Below are 19,277 nucleotides of genomic sequence, written 5' to 3'. Positions count from 1 at the left end.
GGGTGGGGGGCGCGGCGGTGGGTTCACCCGCGGCGCGACCTCCCCCATCGGACGGAGAGGTGGGAGTCTCGGTCTTCGATGTCTCAGCCTTGGGAGGCTCCGCTTTCGCCGGTGCGGCATCGCCACCGCTTTTCGCGGCGGCACTTGCGTCCTCACCCTCGGCGGCAAGCACGGCGATCAGCGCATTGACCTTGACGCCTTCGGTGCCGGCGGGAACGACCAGTTTCGCCACCGTGCCCTCATCGACGGCTTCGACTTCCATCGTCGCCTTGTCGGTCTCGATCTCGGCAATGACATCGCCGGGCGAAACCTTGTCGCCCTCCTTCACGAGCCACTTCGACAGATTGCCCTCTTCCATGGTGGGCGAGAGGGCCGGCATGGTGATGTTGATTGGCATTGTGTCCTCCCGCCCGGTTCAGCGATATGAGACGGCTTTGACGGCCTCGATGACCTCGCCGACATTCGGCAAAGCCAGCTTTTCGAGATTGGCCGCATAGGGCATCGGCACGTCCTTGCCGGCGATGGTGATGACCGGCGCGTCGAGGAAATCGAAGGCTCGCTGCGACACCTGGTTGGCGACATGGTCGCCGACCGAGTTCTGCGGGAAGCCTTCTTCCACCACGACCAGCCGGTTGGTCTTCTTCACCGAGGCGATGATGGTGTCGAAGTCGAGCGGACGGATGGTCCTGAGATCGATGACCTCTGCGTCGATGCCCATGCCGCGCAGTTCCGCTTCGGCCTTGACCGCATAGGTCATGCCAATGCCAAAGGAGACGATGGTGACGTCCTTGCCTGACTTATGGATGCGCGCCTTGCCGATCGGCAACACGAAGTCGTCCAGCTTCGGCACGTCGAAGGACTGGCCGTAGAGGATTTCGTTTTCGAGGAAGATGACCGGGTTCGGATCGCGGATCGCCGCCTTGAGCAGTCCCTTGGCGTCGGCAGCGGTATAAGGCATCACCACCTTCAGGCCCGGTATGTGGCTGTACCAGGCGGCGTAACATTGCGAATGCTGGGCCGCAACGCGAGCCGCCGCGCCGTTCGGCCCGCGGAAGACGATGGGCGCGCCCATCTGTCCGCCGGACATGTAGAGCGTCTTGGCGGCCGAGTTGACGATCTGGTCGATCGCCTGCATGGCGAAGTTGAAGGTCATGAATTCGACGATCGGCTTCAGGCCGGCCATCGCCGCACCGACCCCGACGCCGGCAAAGCCGTGCTCGGTGATCGGCGTGTCGACGACGCGACGCGGTCCGAACTCCTGCAGCAGGCCTTGGGTGATCTTGTAGGCGCCCTGGTACTCGGCAACTTCCTCGCCCATGACGAAGACATCGCTGTCGCGGCGCATTTCCTCCGCCATGGCATCGCGCAGCGCTTCGCGCACCGTGGTCGAGACCATCTCGGTCCCGGCGGGCATGTCAGGATCGGCGGCGACTTCCGTCTTCGGCGCGGCCGCCACAGGCGCCGCTGCCTCGCTCTTGGCCGCGGCGGGTGCCGGTGTCGGCGCCTTTGCCTCAGTCTTGGCGGGCTCTTCACCAATGCCTTCGCCGGCCTTGTCGACGTCTTCGCCATCGACAGCCAGCACGGCGATCACCGCGTTGACCTTGACGCCTTCGGTGCCTGCGGGAACCACGATCTTGGCAAGCGTGCCCTCATCGACAGCTTCGACTTCCATCGTCGCCTTGTCGGTTTCGATCTCGGCGATGACGTCGCCAGCGACGACCTTGTCGCCCTCGTTCTTCAACCACTTGGAAAGATTGCCCTCTTCCATGGTCGGCGAAAGGGCGGGCATGAGAATTTCGATCGGCATGTCCTTGCCCTCCCGTTACAATACGATGTCGGTCCAGAGCTCGGACGGATCCGGCTCGGCGTCGTGCTGGGCAAACTCGGCGGCATCGGCGACGACGTCGCGAACCTCCTTGTCGATGGTCTTCAATTCGTCCTCGCTTGCCCACTTCTTCTGGATCAGCCGCGCTTTGACCTGCTCGATCGGGTCATGCTCGGAGCGCATCTTCTGCACTTCTTCCTTGGAGCGGTATTTCGCCGGGTCAGACATCGAATGGCCCCGATAGCGGTAGGTCTGCATTTCGAGGATCAGCGGCCCATTGCCGGCACGGCACCATTCGGTGGCGAGATCGCCGGCGGCCTTGACAGCACGCACGTCCATGCCGTCGACCTGGATGCCGGGAATCTTGAACGAGGCGCCGCGATTCGAGAAGTCGGTCTCCGCCGAGGAGCGCGATACCGAGGTGCCCATGGCATAGCGGTTGTTCTCGATGATGTAGATCACCGGCAGCTTCCACAGCGAAGCCATGTTGAAGCTTTCGTAGACCTGGCCCTGGTTGGCGGCCCCGTCGCCGAAATAGGTCAGCGTGACATTGTTGTTGCCGCGATAGCGGTTGGCAAAGGCCAGGCCCGTGCCGAGCGACACCTGCGCGCCGACGATGCCGTGACCGCCGTAGAAATGCTTCTCCTTGGAGAACATGTGCATGGAGCCGCCCTTGCCCTTCGACAGGCCGCCTCGGCGGCCGGTCAGTTCGGCCATGACGCCACGCGGCGAGAGTTCCATCGCCAACATATGACCGTGGTCGCGGTAGGCCGTGATCATCTGGTCACCGTCGATCAGCGCCATCTTCATACCGGTGACGACCGCTTCCTGGCCGATGTAGAGATGGCAGAAGCCGCCGATGAAGCCCATCCCGTAAAGCTGGCCGGCCTTTTCCTCGAAGCGGCGAATAAGCAGCATGTGCCGGTAGGCGGCAAGCTCCTCGTCCCTGGTGAATTCCACTGGTTTGGGCGCGGAAAGGCCCGATTTGCCGTCGGATTTCGATTTGGCAGGCGCTTTCCTGGCTGCGGTTGCCATGCATCACTCCCTGTTGGCGTCTCTTCGCGGACATTTCGAGCAAGATGAAATCTGCTCGAGCGAGATGAAATCTGCTCAGGGAAGATCAGCTCTCCCCACTGATTTTGGGGAGGCTAACACGTGAGAACGTGTTCCGCCATGTCGAAATTGCATAGCTGGCATGCGACTAAGCAATTAGAATCATTGAAAATATTGGTGATTAACCTGATATCGGTTACTTTGCCGAGACCGGCAACATGATGGTGATTTCGTCGGCCTGGGACAAATTCAGCGCCTTACGCGCCTGCTCGTCGAGCATGTCCTTCTCCAGCGTGCCGTCGTGCATCAGCTTGACGCGCCGTTCCAGCTCCATCCTGCGCGCCTTGATCGCATCGAGTTGGGCCTGCAGGGCAACAGTCTCGGCCTCCAGCTGGTATTTCGAATTGATGCCGAACTCGCCGTGATAGGCATGAAAGCCGAAATAGGCCAGGAACACCGCGCAGAGCGAGGGGATGATCAGCCGGCCGGTGTTTCTCTGTTTGTGCTGACGCGTCCACATCGTCCGTTCCCTCGCAGTCGCGAACTCGGGCGACCACGGTCTTTTTCGCTCCATTGTGCTTAACGGACGGTTACGGATGGCGCGTCCACAGGCGCTCCAACGAAAAAGGGCGGGAATTCCCGCCCCTCACCGCCATCCCTGTGTCCGATGCTCCGGCTCAGCCCTTCAACATCGACTTGCCGGCGTAGCGCGCCTGCTTGCCGAGTTCTTCCTCGATGCGGATGAGCTGGTTGTATTTGGCCATGCGGTCGGAACGCGACAGCGATCCGGTCTTGATCTGCCCGCAATTGGTGGCGACGGCGAGATCGGCGATGGTCGAATCCTCGGTCTCGCCCGAGCGATGCGACATGACGGCGGTATAGCCGGCCTTGTGCGCGGTCTCTACGGCATCGAGCGTCTCGGTCAGCGAGCCGATCTGGTTGACCTTGACCAGGATCGAATTGGCGACCCCCATGCGGATGCCGTCGCGCAGGCGCGCCGTATTGGTGACGAAGAGATCATCGCCGACGAGCTGCGTCTCCTTGCCGATCAGGTCGGTCAGATATTTCCAGCCTTCCCAGTCATCCTCGGCAAGGCCGTCCTCGATCGAAATGATCGGATAATCGGCGGCGAGCTTGGCCAGGTATTTCGCCTGCGCCTTCGGATCGCGTGTCTTCTTCTCGCCTTCATAGACGTAGTTGCCGTCCTTGAAGAACTCCGTCGCGGCGCAATCGAGGCCGAGCGCAATCTCCTCGCCCGGCTTGAAGCCGGCCTGCTCGATCGACTCCACGATGAAATCGAGCGCCACCGGCGCGCTCTTCAGGTTCGGGGCAAAGCCGCCTTCATCGCCGACATTGGTGTTGTGGCCGGCGTCCTTCAGCTTCTTCCTCAGCGTGTGGAAGACCTCAGAACCCCAGCGCACGCCTTCGCGCAGCGTTGGCGCACCGACCGGCAGGATCATGAATTCCTGGAAATCGATCGGGTTGTCGGCATGGGCGCCGCCATTGATGATGTTCATCATGGGTACCGGCAGCAGATGCGCCTTGGTGCCGCCGACATAACGATAGAGCGGCAGGCCGGCGGCTTCGGCCGCGGCCTTGGCCACCGCCAGCGACACACCGAGAATAGCGTTGGCGCCGAGCCGGCTCTTGTTGGGCGTGCCGTCGAGTTCGATCATGGTCTGGTCGATGTGGATCTGGTTTTCGGCTTCCATGCCGCCGATTGCCTCGAACAGTTCGCCGTTGACCGCCTCGACGGCCCGCAGCACGCCCTTGCCGAGATAGCGGGCGCCGCCGTCGCGCAGTTCGACGGCTTCATGCGCGCCGGTGGAAGCTCCAGACGGCACGGCCGCGCGGCCCATCGAACCGTCTTCGAGCACGACATCGACCTCGACGGTCGGATTTCCACGGCTGTCCAGGATTTCACGCCCGACAATGTCGATGATGGCGGTCATTGCGATGTCCCCGATTGATCTGACGAAACGTCGCGCCCGTCTTAGCCAAAGCGGCGCAAAAGGCAATCGGGCCACCGGCAATTATTGCCGCCGGCGCGATTCACGAAGCGCAAATTCCTGTCATCATAAGTCATGCGCCATAGGATGGCCGCCGGTCTATGATGGCGGCTGCGCGGGGCGAAACAGGAGGAGTTTCGCCATGTCCGAGTTAAGCGGTATCGTGAGTTTGTTCCTGATCGCGGCGGCGTTCCTGACGTCCTGCGACAACCAGCAGCCTCCACAGGGCGCGGTGCAACTGTCGACCCTCCGCAGCGCGGAGTAAGCACGGCAGGCGATCATGTAAAAGGCCCCCGCTGGTTTGCGGGGGCCTTTTCACGTCAGGCTGGCCGGTCAATGCCAGTAAGGCTCGACCTTGTAGTAATTGTAGGAGGCGTCACGTGCGGCCTCGCCATCGGCGCCCGTCAGCTCGTTGATCGAATAGGCGGGAGCGGCTTTCAGCTGGTCCTTCGAGAATGGCACGACATAGCCGCCCCTATCCTCATCGTAATCCAAACTCGCCCACGGGATGGCGTGATATTTTTCACCCATGCCGAGAAAGCCGCCAAAACCGATCACAGCGAACATGATGCCGTTGGACAGCTTGTCGAGCATGACGTCCTCGATGCTGCCGATCTTCGTGCCTTCGGTGTTATAGACGGATGTGCCGATGACCCGCGAAGCAGCGATAGCCTCTGTGTGTCCTGCCTGGGTTGTCATGATGTGCTCCTCATTGTCGTTGCTCTGGACTTTCACAATGAGGGGCGAGATCGAAGGTTCCCGACTTTTCCGCCGGTCTGTTCGACTTTTTCCACCTGTATAAAGGTGACTTCTTACTGACGTGGCAGGCCGATATATGCCCTCCGCGGCGACGACCTTCAGCTGCGCCGGGGTCAGCGGGCCTTCGCTACCCGATCGAACGCCATCAACCTTTCCAGAAGTGCCGGCATGTCCTTCAGCGGCACCATGTTCGGTCCGTCGGACGAGGTCGAATTATCCGGATCCTGGTGGGTCTCGATGAAGACGCCGGCAACGCCGACGGCGACAGCCGCGCGGGCCAAGGTCTCGACAAAGCGGCGTTCGCCGCCGGACGAACCGCCCTGCCCGCCCGGCTGCTGGACCGAATGGGTGGCGTCGAAAATCACAGGCGCGCCGATGTCGGCCATAATGGGCAGGGCCCGCATGTCGGAGACGAGCGTGTTGTAGCCGAACGAGGCGCCGCGCTCGGTGGTCAAGACATTGGCGTTGCCGGAGCCAGTGACCTTGGCCACCACGTTCTTCATGTCCCAGGGCGCGAGGAACTGTCCCTTCTTGACGTTGATCACCTTGCCCGTCCTTGCGGCGGCAACCAGCATGTCGGTCTGGCGCGACAGGAAGGCCGGGATCTGCAGCACGTCCACATGCGGCGCAACGATGGCGCACTGTTCCTCGGTGTGGACGTCGGTCAGTACCGGCAAGGAGAATTCCTTGCGCAACTCGTCGAAGACCGGGAGCGCCGCCTCCATGCCGGCACCGCGCGTTGCCGACAGGGAGGTGCGGTTGGCTTTGTCGTAGCTGGTCTTATAGACGAGGCCGATGCCCAACCTGCCTGTCAATTCCTTCAGCGCGCCGGCCATGTCGAAGGCATGCTGGCGTGATTCGAACTGGCAAGGGCCGGCGATCAGCGACAGCGGCGCTGCGTTGTCGAAGACGACATTGCCGACGGTTACCGATGAATTGGGCGCCAAGGCGTTGCTCATTGTATCTCCCGAAAGATGAAGGCCGCGCCCTGCCCGGATGTCGGCTGCACGACGATATCACTGCCCGACATATCGTATCTGATGGAATTGGCTGCAAGCAGACCTGCCGCGACGGCGGCACGCCGAACCGAAAAGACGACTGCCGCGAAGCGGAGTTGCGTCGGCTTACCGGCGGGCACGCCAAAGCGTGCCGTGAAAGAGGCCGGGTCGAGTACAGTCAAGATAGCGTTAGGTAGACGAAAAATGGAGGCGCGCGCGTCAGCAGTTGGATCGTTTACTGCCACGGAAATCAGCCGGCGCTGCTCGGCGGGCTCGTCGCTGATCGCCACGATCTCGACAATTCCCGTGGCACCGTTGGCGTGAGCCTGCAGCGCCGTGCGGTCCACTTCCGGCACGTTGACACGCTGGCAGGCGAACAGGAACGCATCGGTTGAACCCCCGGCCGACGCGAAGGCCAGTTTGAATGACGCCATGTCGCTTTTACCGGCACCGTCGGTGAACGCCCGCGAAAAGCCTAGCATGTCCCCGCCCGACAGGCTCGCATCGACAAAGCGTGCATGGTCCGCATCGGCGTCGTCCGTGGTCAGGACCACGGCGGAAAAACCTTCATTGCCATTGCGGTCACGATAGAGCCGGTCGCGCGCGACGAAGACATTGCCCTGGCCGGCGGCCTTCATCGCGGCCTGATCATCGCCGACAGCCAGCGGTTCCAGATAGGTGCCGTCCGCGAGGAAGACGCAGCAATTTTCCGTGCCGAATGGATGGATGCCTGTCGGCGCGACGATGAAGCCGAGGGCCGTCAGCCGCGCCCGCGCCACATCCAGGCTCGAGGTCGGCAGCACGAGGTGATCGAGCGGATGAGTGCCTGTGGGTGGTGTTTGGATCATGCCAGCGCGGTGTGCATCATTGCGCAAAAGGGTTCAAGGGCGCCCGAATCAGCTTCCGGCCACCACATCGGCGGAATAACGCAGTTCGCGCAATGGCTTGACCCTGCTGGTGGTCTGCGCATAGAGCGGATGCGCCTTGTAGGCGGCCAATGCGGCGGCATCGGTAAACTCGGCGTAGACGACCACGTCGATCTCATCCGACAGCGGATCGACCTTGGTGTTCAGCGTCACCTCGAACAGGCTGGAATGGGGAATGCCGCCGAGCGCCAGCAGCCCAGAGCGCACTGCCTCCACATCCTCGCCACGCCGCGCGCTGAAGAAAACGATATGCCGGATCAACCCCGCCTCCTCGATCAAAAATCCGGGGTCTTTTGTGACGACGAAACCGTCAGGTCAACCGTTCAGGGTGCCGCGCGTCCTTGCGACGCGCCCGGGATGCACGAGACCTGAACGGGAACTAGGCCTTGCCGGTGACGTAACGCACCACGTGAGAGACATTCCTCACCGTCATATCGAGGTACCGGCCCTGGTTGTAGAGACCGTCCCAGATCAGGAAAAACGCAACGGCGGCGATGACGATGACATAACGCATGGCTAATCTATCGCATAAGCCCGGCTGTGCTCATAGACGTTTCCGCCAGGCAAAGACGGGATCCGTGTCGACCCTCGTCCGGTATATGAACTCTCGGCACCTGGAACTGCCAAATCAATGCCGGCGCGCCTTCGATCTCGTCGCCGGGCGACTGGCCGGGCATGATCCAGAAATGGCCCGCGGCCCAATTGCGAATGGCGGTCAGAGAAGGATGCGGTATTTCGCAAATCCTGCCTCGCCGGCGCCCGCCGGCTCGATCTTCAATGACTTCACTTCGGCGATGAGGTCCTTCGCCTTGGGCCCTGTCTCGAACACGACGCTGGTTCCGGGCAGCGGCGCGAACGACCAGTTGCCGTCCGCCGACGGGTTGATGGTGCCCTGCTTGACGATGTAGCGGACGATGACGTCGCGGTTGGTGTCTGGCGCTTCGTAGATAATTTTGGAAGCGTCGATGTCAGGAAAATTGCCGCCGCCGCCGGCCCGGTAGTTGTTCGTTGCAACGACAAATTTCTGATTGGGATCAATCGGTTTGCCGTCGAACATCAGGCCGACGATGCGATTGGCACTAGCATTGGCCAGCCCGCCCTTGGCATCGTATTTCGGCGGCTGCGACAGATCTATTCTGTAGGTGACGCCGTCGATAACGTCGAAATTGTAGGACGGAAAGTCGGTGTTGATGAGCGCCTGGTCGGCCTTGCCAGGTTCGATCCGGTTGAAGATGCCGGCCGACATTTCCAGCCATTCTTTGACCTGCGCTCCGGTGATCTCAACGGCCCGCACGGTGTTGGGATAAAGGTAGAGGTCGGCGACGTTCTTGATCGCGATGTCGCCTGCCGGCACATCGGTGTAGTAGTCGGCGCCATTGCGCCCGCCGGCCTTGAAGGGGGCTGCCGCCGACAGCAGCGGCACGTCCTTCCATTGTGTGTTTTTCAGGATGTCCTGGAGGTACCAGGTCTGCGCCTGGCTGACGACCTGAACCGACGGATCGTCGGCGACCAGCGCGAAATAGGAATAGAGCGGCGCTGCGGTCTTGCCGACGGGACGACGCACATAGGCGAGCGTTGCCTGGTGGTCCTGCTCAAGCGCGGCGATGATGCGGTTGTCGTCCGCGACAGTCGGCTTGTTCTTGTTGTCGACACGTTCGAAGATCGGCCGCGCTTCCGAGGTGGCGGAAACGATCTTCCATTTCGATCCGTCGCGCTCCAGCATCAGGTCGATCAGGCCCATATGCGAGCCCCAGAAGCCGCCCATGACGGCCGGCTTGCCCTGCAGCGTACCCTTTTGCGCATCGACGCCTTCGAGCGCCTGAAAATCCTTCTTGCCAGGGAACACCAGATGCTGGTGACCCGTGAACACCGCGTCGATGCCTTCAACGCCGGCGACAAAGAACGATGCGTTCTCCATCATATCGCCCTGCTTGATGTCGATGCCAGAATGCGAGAGCGCGATGATAATGTCGGCGCCCTCTTCCTTCATCTGCGGCACCCAGGCCTTGGCAGCCTCGACAATGTCGCGCGTTCTGACATTACCTTCGAGGTTCTTGAGATCCCAGACCATGATCTGCGGCGGCACGAAGCCGATGATGCCAATCCTGATCGGTTGCTCGGTGCCTGAACCGTCCCTGATCTTCTTGTCGAGGATGACGTAGGGCTTGAGGTAGAGCTTGTCGTCGCGCGGGTTCGCGGCAAGCTCGGTGCCGCGGATCAGGTTGGCGCAGACGAAGGGGAAATTGGCGCCGGCCAGAACCTTGTCCATGAAGGACAGGCCGTAGTTGAATTCGTGGTTGCCCAACGTCGAGCACTCGTAGCCGAGCAGGTTCATGCCTTTCATGATCGGATGCAGGTCACCGTCCTTCATGCCCTTTTCATAGGCGATGTAGTCGCCCATCGGATTGCCCTGCAGCAGGTCGCCATTGTCGATCAGCATCGAATTAACGGCTTGCTTGCGCACCGCGTCGATCAGGGAGGCCGTGCGCGACAGTCCCATCGTGTCATTCGCTTTGTCGGCGTAATAGTCATAGGGCAGCACATTCACATGGATGTCGGTGGTCTCCATGATCCGGAGATGCGCCTGGTTGGCCTGGGCGCGGGCGGAGAAAGGGTGAAGCGCAATCAGCGCGCCTGTGGCGGCGGCGCCCGCGAGGAGACCGCGGCGGGAGACGGAATGGACCGGCGACATGTTTTCTCCTTTTCGACGACACGAAAGACCCTGGCCGAAAGCGAACTTCGCGCTGAAACCTATTCGAGTCCATTCAAGAAGTTGCGCGCATCGGAGTTGTCAGTCGATCAGCAACAGATGACGCGCGGATGAACGGGCGCAAGCGCGGAAGATCAGCCCTTGTCGTCGTCGCCCTGCGTGATCAGGCGGGCGCTGCGTTGGCCCGTGACGTAGATCCATAGCCAGCTCAGCGACACCGCGAGCCGGTTGCGGAAGCCGATCAGGAAATAGATGTGCGCCAGTCCCCACAGCCACCAGGCCGGCCAGCCGGTCAGCCTGATCCAGCCGAAATCGATCGCCGCGGCGCGCTTGCCGATCGTGGCCAGGTCCCCGGCATGCTTGTAGTGGAACGGCCTTACGCTCGTATCGCCGGCAAGCCTGGCCTTGATGGTCGCGGCAACATGGCGGCCCTCCTGCTTGGCGGAAGGCGCCACGCCGGGAACGGGCCGTCCATCGGGCCGCAGCACGAGAGCGGCGTCGCCGATGACGAAAATCTCGGGGCTGCCCGGCACGGTGAGATCGGGTTCAACCAGCACCCTTCCCGCCCGGTCGGCGGCGGCGCCCAGCCATTCGGCTGCCGGCGAAGCGGCAACGCCCGCCGCCCACAATATGGTCCTCGCCGGCAGATGCGTGTCGCCGAAGACGACGCCCTCGGCGTCGCAGCGCGTGACCGCCCGGCCGAGTTCGATCGTCACGCCGAGCCGCTTCAACGCCTTTCCGGCATAATCGGACAGTTTCGGTGCGAAATTGGCCAGTATGCGGTCGCCAGCCTCGATCAGCACCACACGCGTCTCGCGCGTGTCGATGTTGCGGAACTCGCCGCGCAGTGTGTCGTGCGCCAGTTCGGCAATGGTGCCGGCAAGTTCGACACCGGTCGGACCGCCGCCGACGATCGCGATCGTCAGCAGCGCCTGGCGCCTGGCAGGATCGGTTTCCCGTTCGGCCTGCTCGAAGGCGAGCAGAATGCGCCGTCGGATGGTGGTGGCGTCCTCCAGCGTCTTCAACCCTGGCGCGAACGGCTCCCATTCGTCGTGGCCGAAATAGGCATGTCGGGCGCCGGTGGCGAGCACCAGCGTGTCGTAGGCGACGGTGCTGCCGTCATCGAGCAGCACGCGCTTTCCGGCTCGGTCGATGCCGGTGACATTGGCGAGCAGCGTCGTCACGTCCTTGCGCTTGCGCAGCAGGTGGCGGATCGGCCAGGCGACCTCCGAGGTCGCCAGCGCCGTCGTTGCGACCTGGTAGAGCAGCGGCTGGAAAAGATGGTGATTGCGTTTGTCGATCATGGTGATGCGCACGGGCGCACCGGCGAGAGCGCGGGTGAATTCGAGGCCGCCGAACCCCGCCCCTACGACGACGACATGGTGATTGGCTTGATCCATCGCATTCACCCTGACCAGCAATATCGCATGCCTTTGATGTAGGAGCTTTTGTGCAATGCAACAACACGAAGGCCGTGCCCGAGACTCGTCGTTCCATGTCGTGAATGCACATGTCGCATCCCGCCGCCGGGTATAGCGTTATGGAAAACAGCGATGAGGTGAAGCATGGCCAACGATCACGACGACCAGGGTCCGGCGCAATATTCCTCGCCGCCATGCTTCATGCACGAACTCGATCCCGCGTTTCACGCGCCGATATCCGATTGGACCGACGTCAGACGATGGCGCAAGGCCGAACGGGAACGCCTGATCGCGGCGCGTCTCGCGGTTTCCGCCGATGCGCGAACGGCGATGTCGCAGAGCATCGCCGGAGCCCTTGACGCGGCGATCGGCGATATCGCCGGCCGCATGGTCAGCCTCTATTGGCCGTTTCGCGGCGAGCCGGACCTGCGGCCATGGATGGCCGCCATCAATGAACGAGGCGGGCGCACCGCGCTGCCCGTCGTCATCGAAAAGGCACAGCCGCTGATCTTCCGGGCCTATGTTCCGGGCGACCGGCTGGAGAAGGGCGTGTGGAACATTCCGATTCCGGCCGAGGGCGAACCGGTCTTGCCCGACATCGTCATCTCGCCGATCGTCGGCATCGATTCCGGCAATTATCGCCTGGGCTATGGCGGCGGGTTCTACGACCGAACGCTGGCGGCGATGCCGTTCAAGCCCCTGGTCATCGGCGTCGGCTACGAATTGCAGCGCATCGCCACCATCTACCCGCAGCCGCACGATATCCCGATGGACCGGATCGTGACGGAGGCTGCCAAGGCGTAGACGGCTGAAGGCATGGAAGGCTGAGAATGCTCAGGCCATTTCGGGCTTCAGGCCCATCGCCGTCCGGTCGACGATTTCGCGCAGGGCAAAAGACGAATTGATCTTCGTCACATGCGGCATCGCCGACAGCCATTCCTTGTGGATGCGTTCGTAGTCGGCAAGGTCCTTGGCAGCGATTCTGAGAATGTAGTCGTACTCGCCCGACATCAGGTGGCAGGACAGCACGTTCGGGCAGCGCTTGATCGCAGCTTCGAAATCCGACAGCGTCTTCTCGAACTGGCCCGACAGCGATATGTGCACGATCGCCGTCATCTGGTGACCAAGTGCTGCATTGGAAAGCCGGGCATGATAGCCGCGGATGGTTCCGGATTTCTCCAGATTGTCGAGCCGGCGCGAACAGGCCGACTGCGACAGGCCGACCCTTTCGGCAAGGGCGGCGTTCGGCATCCTGCCATCCTTCTGCAAGGTCTCCAGAATGGCGATATCAATCCTGTCGAGTGGCATTCTTCGTGATTCCTGCGAATTTTTGCGCATTCTACGCAACAATTATCGAATAGCGAACCCTCCTGCAAGTGCATTCGCAAACACTTACGCAACGATTCGTGGTTGACTGCGTCAATACAGGGAACGAGCCCCGAAGGGCCGTGTCAGGAGAAAAGAAAATGCGCGTCGGCTGCCCCCGGGAAATCAAGAATCATGAATATCGCGTCGGACTTACGCCCGGCTCGGTCCGCGAATATGTCGCCCACGGACATGAGGTGCTGGTCGAGACCGGCGCCGGGGCCGGCATCGGAGCCGACGACAACGCCTATCGCGCTGCCGGCGCCACCATCGCCAAGACGGCGGCCGATGTGTTCGCCAAGTCGGATATGATCGTCAAGGTCAAGGAGCCGCAGCCTAACGAATGGGCCCAACTGCGCGATGGCCAGATCCTCTACACCTATCTTCACCTTGCTCCGGATCCGGAACAGACCAAGGGCCTGCTCGCTTCGGGCGTTACCGCCATCGCCTATGAAACGGTGACCGACGACCGGGGCGGCCTGCCGTTGCTGGCGCCGATGTCGGAAGTCGCCGGCCGCCTGTCGATCCAGGCCGGCGCCACGGCGCTGCAGAAGGCCAATGGCGGCCGCGGCGTGCTGCTCGGCGGCGTGCCCGGCGTGCTGCCCGGCAAGGTCACCGTGCTCGGCGGCGGCGTCGTCGGCCTGCACGCGGCCAGGATGGCGGCTGGCCTGGGCGCCGACGTCACCATCATCGACCGCTCGATCCCGCGCCTGCGCCAGCTCGACGACCTCTTTGCCGGCCGCGTCCACACCCGCTATTCGACCGTGGAGGCTCTGGAAGAAGAGTGCTTTTCCGCCGACATCGTCGTGGGCGCCGTGCTGATCCCGGGTGCTGCGGCGCCGAAGCTGGTCTCGCGCGAAATGCTTTCGGGCATGAAGAAGGGGTCGGTGCTGGTCGACGTCGCCATCGACCAGGGCGGCTGCTTCGAGACCTCGCACGCGACCACGCATGCCGAGCCGACCTACGAGGTCGACGGCGTCATCCACTACTGCGTCGCCAACATGCCGGGCGCCGTGCCGGTCACCTCAGCACATGCACTCAACAACGCGACGCTGCACTATGGCCTTCAGCTCGCCGACAAGGGCCTGAAGGCGCTGGTCGACGACCATCATCTGCGTAATGGACTCAACGTCCACAGAGGCAAGATCACCAACCGTGCGGTCGCCGAAGCGCTCGGCTACGAACTGGTCGAGCCGAAGGCGGTTCTCGCGGCCTGATTCTCCTGAGAGGATACCTGCCTCCCGTCAGCCCGCCGGTCATTCCCGGCGGGTTTTTTCTTTCCAGATTGGCGGCTGTCAGGCCTGCACCAGGCTCGGGCCTGAAACATGCGCTGCAACCTGCGTCTCGGCGCCAATTGCAAGTTTAACTGAGCCCTCCAGGCAAATAGTCGAAGCCCATATGCTTCTTTGCGCAGAAAATTTCTGTGGAAGGTTCAGGCAAACAAAAAAGCGGAGCCAAGGCCCCGCTTCCTCGATGTCGAGATTTGCCGCCGGTTCATCCGCGGTCGACAAATCGATCGACGGCTACCCGTGTACCGCAATGGTATGACAGGAGTACGACAGCGCTCCGCTATCGCACCGCCACATGCGCCCGTCAGACACGTTCGATCCGGCACTGGAAGCAATTGTTGCGCGCCGAGCGGACATGCACGTAGGCAATCTCGTCGCGTTCCAAGAGAGCCTCGGCGCGCGCGGCGATCGCATCGGTCGCAATGACGCCACCGCTGCCATAGACGATGCGGTCATCCCTGCCGTAGCCGCGCACTATATAGTCCGGGCCTTCGAGAATTTCGGGAAGTGCCTGAGATTCCGCGGCGCGCTCGCATTCCTGCGCGTGAAGGAAGATCGGTCCGGTCTCGGCATAGGGCTGAAGTTTGGGGAATGGCCGGTAGGCCAGGATGAGATAGTCGTCTCCGTCGGCGATGTTCTTCAGGCAATGCCGGCATGGCATGCCGTCGCCGTCGGAGACCTTACGCTCGGGCGTGTTTCCATAGGCATCGGGCCCGCCGCGCTGAAGCGCTCGTACATCTTGTGTCGGCAAGGCTTTGAACTGGATGGTCATGGCGAAAATCTCCGATGTCGTTGATCGGAAATTATGCGCATCAGCCCCCGCCTCCCACCCGATTCCTGACAATCATTGGCCCTTGGTCGGCTTGTTCCAGCCGACCAAGGCAAGGCGAACTTCACCGGATTGTCGGAACTCCCTCAGCGAATGAAGTCGTCAAAGCGACGGAGGGTGACCCGCCGGTTCCGCCAGTTTTCGTTCTGCGTCTGCACCAGCAGGAATTCCTCGCCATAACCGACCGTCTCCAAAGCATAGGCCGGCACGCCGAACTCGCGCACCAGCGTGCGCTTCAGCGAGGCGGCGCGCTGTTCCGACAGGATCCGGTTCGATTGGAAGGAGCCGACGGCGTCGGTATGGCCCTCGATGAGGACGCGCGCCCCGGGGTTGCGGCGCAGGATACGCTGCAACGCATCGGCGATAGTGTCGATCTTGTCGTATTGCGAGCTGGAGATCGCGGCCGAGCCGAAAGCGAAATTGATCGACTGGATATCGATCGACCGGGCCATGCGGCGCAGGTCCGGCCGGCGCTTGAACTCACGGATGGTGACGCGCTCGTTCGGGCGCAGCTTCACGCGGGGTGCCGCCTCGAGCTTTCGTTCGATGGTTGCGGCCGAAGGCGTTGTCGCCTGCGCGGCGGCGAGACCGGGCATTGCGATTGCCGCGATCAGCGCGGCGGCAAGGGTACGGCGGGTCAGCATGTCTTTTCTCCTTCGGCCCGTATTATGTGCGGGCAAGATGGCAGAGACAGGCTGAAGCGCGGATGAACGAGAGGTTCAGCTTTTGTGAGGGCGTCGCTATGGCCGCATGACGCTGGCCGAGCGCTCGGCGAAGGGCAGAGGGTGAACGGTCTCCTTCTTCTGCGCCACCGGCGCGAAGCCGAGCTTCTGGTAGAGCGGCAAGGCAGCAGGATGGTCGAGCGTGCAGGTCTGCACCGTCACCCGCTTCGGTCCATACGACCAAGCCGCGGCGATCGCCGATCCCAGGAACCAGCGGCCGATGCCTTGCCCGGTGGCGTGTTCCATCATGCCGAAATAGGCAAGCTCGACTTCTTCCGGCAGATGCGGCTTGAGGTCGAAAAAACCGGCGGGCGCGCCATCGAGATAGAGCACCCTGATGTCGCGATCCTCGCGGTGGATGCCGGCCGAAAGCTCGTCGTCATCCAGCCTCAGCACATTGACCCAGTGCCATTTACGCCCCACCCGATCCATCAGGTACCGGTAGAAATGCAGCGGAATGTCCTTAGTTTTCAGGAGTGCGACCTGGCGGTTGTAGGGCATGGGCGGCGACACGGCCGGTGGCGCATGCATCTCGAGGAACGTCACCGTGACTTCGATGTCCTTCAGCTCGCCGTTTTCCATCGTCATTCCTTGCCTGTCACGACTGGTGTGTCGGAGAGACCGCCCCATTCGGTCCATGAGCCGTCGTAAAGCCTGTTGTCGGTATCGCCAAGCGTTTCCAACGCAAGCGTGATCACCGCCGCCGTAACGCCGGAGCCGCAGGAAGTGACGATAGGCTTCGACAGATCGAGGCCGGCGTCCTCGACCACCTTGCGCAACCGCTCCTTCGGCAGAAGCACGCCGTTTTCCGACAGCGCCGAATAAGGCAAGTTGCGCGCGCCCGGCATATGGCCGGAACGGACGCCCGCGCGCGGCTCCGGCTCCGCGCCGGTGAAGCGCCCTGCCCCGCGCGCATCGGCAATCTGGCTTTCCCGGGTTCCGACGATGCGGCGCATATCGGCAAGGCTGGCGACCCGGCCGGCGTCGAAATCGGCGTGGAACACGCTGGGCGCGATTTTGGTCGGTTCGGCCGTCACCGGCCGGCCGGCCGCTTTCCAGCCATCGAAACCACCGTCAAGGATATACGTCTGGTAGACGCCCATCACCCGGAACATCCACCATGCCCGAGGTGCCGAGAAAAAGCCCGGGCCGTCATAGACGATGATCGTGTCATCTGCCGAAACGCCCATCGCGCCGACATACTGCGCGAAATGCTGCGGCGACGGCAGCGTATGCGGCAGCGCGGCGTCCGGATCGGAGACCGCGTCCTGATCCAGGAAGCGGGCGCCCGGAATGTGCCCAGCGTCATACTCGGCGCGCGCGTCGCGGTTTTGCGCCGGAAGATACCAGGATGCATCGACAATCGTCAGGCCAGGCTGGCCCAAACGCTCCTGCAACCAGTCAGCGTCGACGGTGAAAGGACTGTCTTCAGCCATTGTGGTTCTCCTGCCGCCATTGACCAGACGTTGTCTTGCCTTGCCGCATGATCTTGTCCGAAAACATCGTAGCTTTCGAGATCATGTTTGGGGCATCGGTCCAAACCGGATGCGGAAGCGCCGGTTTTCACGCCCCTTCTTCTCGATCTTGCCGATATGGATTTCGCCGATCTCGCCGGTGCTTTTGACATGGGTGCCACCACAGGGCTGACTGTCCACCGAAGCATTCTCGCCGATGCAGACCAGCCGGATTTTGCCGGTACCTAGCGGCGGACGGACATTCTTGGACTTCACCAGACCCGGATTGGCGGCCAGTTCCTCGTCGCTGATCAGCCTGGTAAAGATCGGATGATCGGCCCGCACCAGGCCCATCAGGCCAGCCGTCACGTCTTCCTTGCTGAAGCTGGCGTCGGGAATGTCGAAATCGACACGGCTGTCGTCTTCCGAAACCGCCGCGCCGGTGATCGGAAACGGGCAGACGACGGTGAGCAAATGGCAAGCGGCATGCATGCGCATCAAGAGATGACGTCGCTCCCAGTCGATTGCGAGCTTCAGGCGCTCGCCGACCGCAGGCGCGGCTTGTTCCGGCGCCGGCACGTGGATGATCTCGTCCTTTGTTTCCCCGGTGATGGTAGCGGCCAGGACGATGCGGCTGCCATCGGCGCGCTGGAGATGGCCGCTATCGCCCGGCTGCCCGCCCGAGGTGGCATAGAAGATGGTGCGGTCCAGAACGATGCCGCCGCGCTCGTTGACGGCGACCACCACGGCATCGGCCGTCCTGAGATAGGCGTCGTCGCGAAACAGCGCTTCGGTCTTGTGCGCCATCACACGACCTTTTCAAACGGCACGGAAATATCTGATTTCTCTTCCATCCAGCCGGGCACCGGCAGCTTCTTTTCGCGCAGGAATTCGGGATTGAACAGTTTCGATTGGTAGCGTGTGCCGTAGTCGCAAAGAATGGTCACGATGGTATGGCCGGGGCCGAGTTCACGCGCCAGTCGGATCGCGCCCGCTATGTTGATGCCGGTCGAACCGCCGACGCAAAGGCCTTCCTCCTGGACCAGGTCGAAGACGATCGGCAACGCATCCTCATCACGAATTTGGAACGAGAAGTCGGGCGTGAACCCATCGAGGTTGGCGGTGATGCGTCCCTGCCCGATGCCTTCGGTGATCGAACTGCCCTCGGATTTCAGCTCACCGCTGGTATAGAAACTGTAGAGCGCAGCGCCCAGCGGATCGGCGAGAGCGATCTTTACGTCCTTGCTTTTCGCCTTCAGTCCGAAAGCGACGCCGGCCAGCGTTCCGCCCGAGCCGACCGCCGAGACGAAGCCGTCGACCTTGCCGCCGGTCTGGCTCCAGATCTCCTGCGCCGTGGTGCGGATGTGCCCGTCGCGGTTGGCGACATTGTCGAACTGGTTGGCCCAGATAGCGCCGTTCGGCTCCGAACGCGCCATTTGCTCAGCCAGCCGCCCCGACAATTTCACGTAATTGTTGGGGTTCTTGTACGGCACGGCCGGAACCTCGATCAGCTCGGCGCCGAGCAGCTTGATCGTGTCCTTCTTCTCCTGGCTCTGCGTTTCGGGAATGACGATGACGGTGCGGTAGCCGAGCGCCTTGGCGACCAGCGTCAGCCCGATGCCCGTATTGCCGGCCGTGCCCTCGACAATGACGCCGCCCGGCCTGAGCAGCCCACGCTCTTCGGCATCGCGGATGATGAACAGGCCGGCGCGGTCCTTGACCGACTGTCCTGGATTCATGAATTCGGCCTTGCCCAGGATCTCGCAGCCGGTTTCTTCCGAAGCCCTGTTGAGGCGGATCAATGGCGTGTTGCCGATAGCGTCGATCACGGAGCGGGGCATTCGGGAGTCCTTGTGTAGCTGCGCGAAACCCTAGAAACCCGAAGCTTCGGTTTCAAGGCAAGAATTTGCCTGGTCC

At 62.3% G+C, this 19,277-nt stretch carries 22 protein-coding genes; 3 read left to right on the top strand and 19 right to left on the bottom strand.

The genetic code is table 11. The annotated features are described in order from the left end of the window. The 5 genes from FJ426_RS29435 to eno form a co-directional block, all read right to left on the bottom strand. A partial coding sequence (locus FJ426_RS29435; RefSeq protein WP_246675629.1) for a biotin/lipoyl-containing protein occupies window positions 1-397 on the bottom strand: 397 nt, incomplete at its 3' end. 18 nt (window positions 398-415) lie between these two features. Continuing rightward, window positions 416-1,807: a pyruvate dehydrogenase complex E1 component subunit beta gene (locus FJ426_RS29430; protein ID WP_140561160.1), complete on the bottom strand. Its 1,392-nt coding sequence runs from the start codon at window positions 1,805-1,807 to the stop codon at window positions 416-418. A gap of 15 nt (window positions 1,808-1,822) precedes the next feature. Then, window positions 1,823-2,860, bottom strand: a complete 1,038-nt coding sequence (gene pdhA, locus FJ426_RS29425; RefSeq protein WP_140561158.1) for a pyruvate dehydrogenase (acetyl-transferring) E1 component subunit alpha — start codon at window positions 2,858-2,860, stop codon at window positions 1,823-1,825. A gap of 214 nt (window positions 2,861-3,074) precedes the next feature. Beyond that, complete coding sequence (locus FJ426_RS29420) at window positions 3,075-3,398, bottom strand: septum formation initiator family protein (RefSeq protein WP_140501344.1); 324 nt, start codon at window positions 3,396-3,398, stop codon at window positions 3,075-3,077. A gap of 157 nt (window positions 3,399-3,555) precedes the next feature. Then, on the bottom strand, window positions 3,556-4,830 hold the full coding sequence (gene eno / locus FJ426_RS29415) for a phosphopyruvate hydratase (protein ID WP_140561157.1): 1,275 nt from the start codon (window positions 4,828-4,830) through the stop codon (window positions 3,556-3,558). Between the two features lie 199 nt (window positions 4,831-5,029). Between eno and FJ426_RS32110 the strand changes: the two genes are divergently transcribed. Further along, window positions 5,030-5,152 carry a hypothetical protein gene (locus tag FJ426_RS32110; RefSeq protein ID WP_263483006.1) on the top strand — a complete coding sequence of 41 codons (123 nt, stop codon included), beginning with the start codon at window positions 5,030-5,032 and terminating at the stop codon, window positions 5,150-5,152. A gap of 68 nt (window positions 5,153-5,220) precedes the next feature. On the opposite strand, the gene FJ426_RS29410 is transcribed toward FJ426_RS32110, so the two are convergent. The 7 genes from FJ426_RS29410 to FJ426_RS29385 form a co-directional block, all read right to left on the bottom strand. Beyond that, window positions 5,221-5,586, bottom strand: coding sequence for a PRC-barrel domain-containing protein (locus FJ426_RS29410; protein ID WP_140501340.1), 366 nt, complete (start codon window positions 5,584-5,586; stop codon window positions 5,221-5,223). A gap of 173 nt (window positions 5,587-5,759) precedes the next feature. Continuing rightward, the gene (kdsA, locus tag FJ426_RS29405) at window positions 5,760-6,605 is read right to left on the bottom strand and encodes a 3-deoxy-8-phosphooctulonate synthase (protein WP_140501337.1); all 846 of its coding nucleotides are present in this window, start codon (window positions 6,603-6,605) and stop codon (window positions 5,760-5,762) included. Next, window positions 6,602-7,492: a VOC family protein gene (locus tag FJ426_RS29400; protein WP_140561262.1), complete on the bottom strand. Its 891-nt coding sequence runs from the start codon at window positions 7,490-7,492 to the stop codon at window positions 6,602-6,604. Before FJ426_RS29400 ends, kdsA begins: the two co-directional genes overlap by 4 nt. Window positions 7,493-7,540: 48 nt before the next feature. Next, complete coding sequence (locus FJ426_RS29395; RefSeq protein ID WP_140501335.1) at window positions 7,541-7,831, bottom strand: Dabb family protein; 291 nt, start codon at window positions 7,829-7,831, stop codon at window positions 7,541-7,543. A gap of 118 nt (window positions 7,832-7,949) precedes the next feature. Then, entirely contained in the window at window positions 7,950-8,084 is a 135-nt protein-coding gene (locus FJ426_RS32105; RefSeq protein WP_263486323.1) for a hypothetical protein, read from the bottom strand. Between the two features lie 201 nt (window positions 8,085-8,285). After that, on the bottom strand, window positions 8,286-10,262 hold the full coding sequence (locus tag FJ426_RS29390) for a bifunctional 2',3'-cyclic-nucleotide 2'-phosphodiesterase/3'-nucleotidase (protein WP_140561155.1): 1,977 nt from the start codon (window positions 10,260-10,262) through the stop codon (window positions 8,286-8,288). Window positions 10,263-10,414: 152 nt separating this feature from the next. Then, a complete protein-coding gene (locus tag FJ426_RS29385; RefSeq protein WP_140525508.1) occupies window positions 10,415-11,680 on the bottom strand; it encodes an NAD(P)/FAD-dependent oxidoreductase in 1,266 nt (421 codons plus the stop codon). A 165-nt stretch (window positions 11,681-11,845) separates the two neighbouring features. On the opposite strand from FJ426_RS29385, the gene FJ426_RS29380 reads away from it, so the two are divergent. Then, window positions 11,846-12,505, top strand: coding sequence for a 5-formyltetrahydrofolate cyclo-ligase (locus tag FJ426_RS29380; protein ID WP_140501329.1), 660 nt, complete (start codon window positions 11,846-11,848; stop codon window positions 12,503-12,505). A 30-nt stretch (window positions 12,506-12,535) separates the two neighbouring features. Here FJ426_RS29380 and FJ426_RS29375 read toward each other — a convergent pair whose 3' ends face one another. Continuing rightward, complete coding sequence (locus FJ426_RS29375) at window positions 12,536-13,009, bottom strand: Lrp/AsnC family transcriptional regulator (protein WP_140501327.1); 474 nt, start codon at window positions 13,007-13,009, stop codon at window positions 12,536-12,538. Window positions 13,010-13,167: 158 nt separating this feature from the next. Here FJ426_RS29375 and ald point away from each other — a divergent pair, with 158 nt between their 5' ends. Beyond that, window positions 13,168-14,283, top strand: a complete 1,116-nt coding sequence (gene ald, locus FJ426_RS29370; RefSeq protein ID WP_140501325.1) for an alanine dehydrogenase — start codon at window positions 13,168-13,170, stop codon at window positions 14,281-14,283. Between the two features lie 376 nt (window positions 14,284-14,659). Here the strand turns inward: ald and FJ426_RS29365 are convergent, their stop codons facing one another. From FJ426_RS29365 to FJ426_RS29340, 6 genes are all read right to left on the bottom strand, one after another. Then, window positions 14,660-15,127, bottom strand: a complete 468-nt coding sequence (locus tag FJ426_RS29365; protein ID WP_140525509.1) for a DUF1203 domain-containing protein — start codon at window positions 15,125-15,127, stop codon at window positions 14,660-14,662. Window positions 15,128-15,270: 143 nt separating this feature from the next. Further along, a complete protein-coding gene (locus FJ426_RS29360; RefSeq protein ID WP_140501321.1) occupies window positions 15,271-15,828 on the bottom strand; it encodes an OmpA family protein in 558 nt (185 codons plus the stop codon). Window positions 15,829-15,924: 96 nt separating this feature from the next. After that, window positions 15,925-16,488, bottom strand: coding sequence for a GNAT family N-acetyltransferase (locus FJ426_RS29355; protein ID WP_140501320.1), 564 nt, complete (start codon window positions 16,486-16,488; stop codon window positions 15,925-15,927). Window positions 16,489-16,490: 2 nt separating this feature from the next. After that, the gene (gene sseA, locus FJ426_RS29350; protein WP_140561153.1) at window positions 16,491-17,342 is read right to left on the bottom strand and encodes a 3-mercaptopyruvate sulfurtransferase; all 852 of its coding nucleotides are present in this window, start codon (window positions 17,340-17,342) and stop codon (window positions 16,491-16,493) included. An 81-nt stretch (window positions 17,343-17,423) separates the two neighbouring features. Beyond that, window positions 17,424-18,167 (bottom strand): alanyl-tRNA editing protein, encoded by a 744-nt coding sequence (locus FJ426_RS29345; RefSeq protein WP_140515436.1) that lies wholly within the window; start codon window positions 18,165-18,167, stop codon window positions 17,424-17,426. Then, window positions 18,167-19,201, bottom strand: coding sequence for a cysteine synthase A (locus FJ426_RS29340; protein WP_140501314.1), 1,035 nt, complete (start codon window positions 19,199-19,201; stop codon window positions 18,167-18,169). Before FJ426_RS29340 ends, FJ426_RS29345 begins: the two co-directional genes overlap by 1 nt. Window positions 19,202-19,277: the final 76 nt, after the last annotated feature.

The organism is Mesorhizobium sp. B2-6-4, from assembly GCF_006441495.1.
In the GTDB taxonomy this organism is placed as follows: domain Bacteria; phylum Pseudomonadota; class Alphaproteobacteria; order Rhizobiales; family Rhizobiaceae; genus Mesorhizobium.
This window is presented reverse-complemented; position numbering and strand designations above follow the sequence as displayed.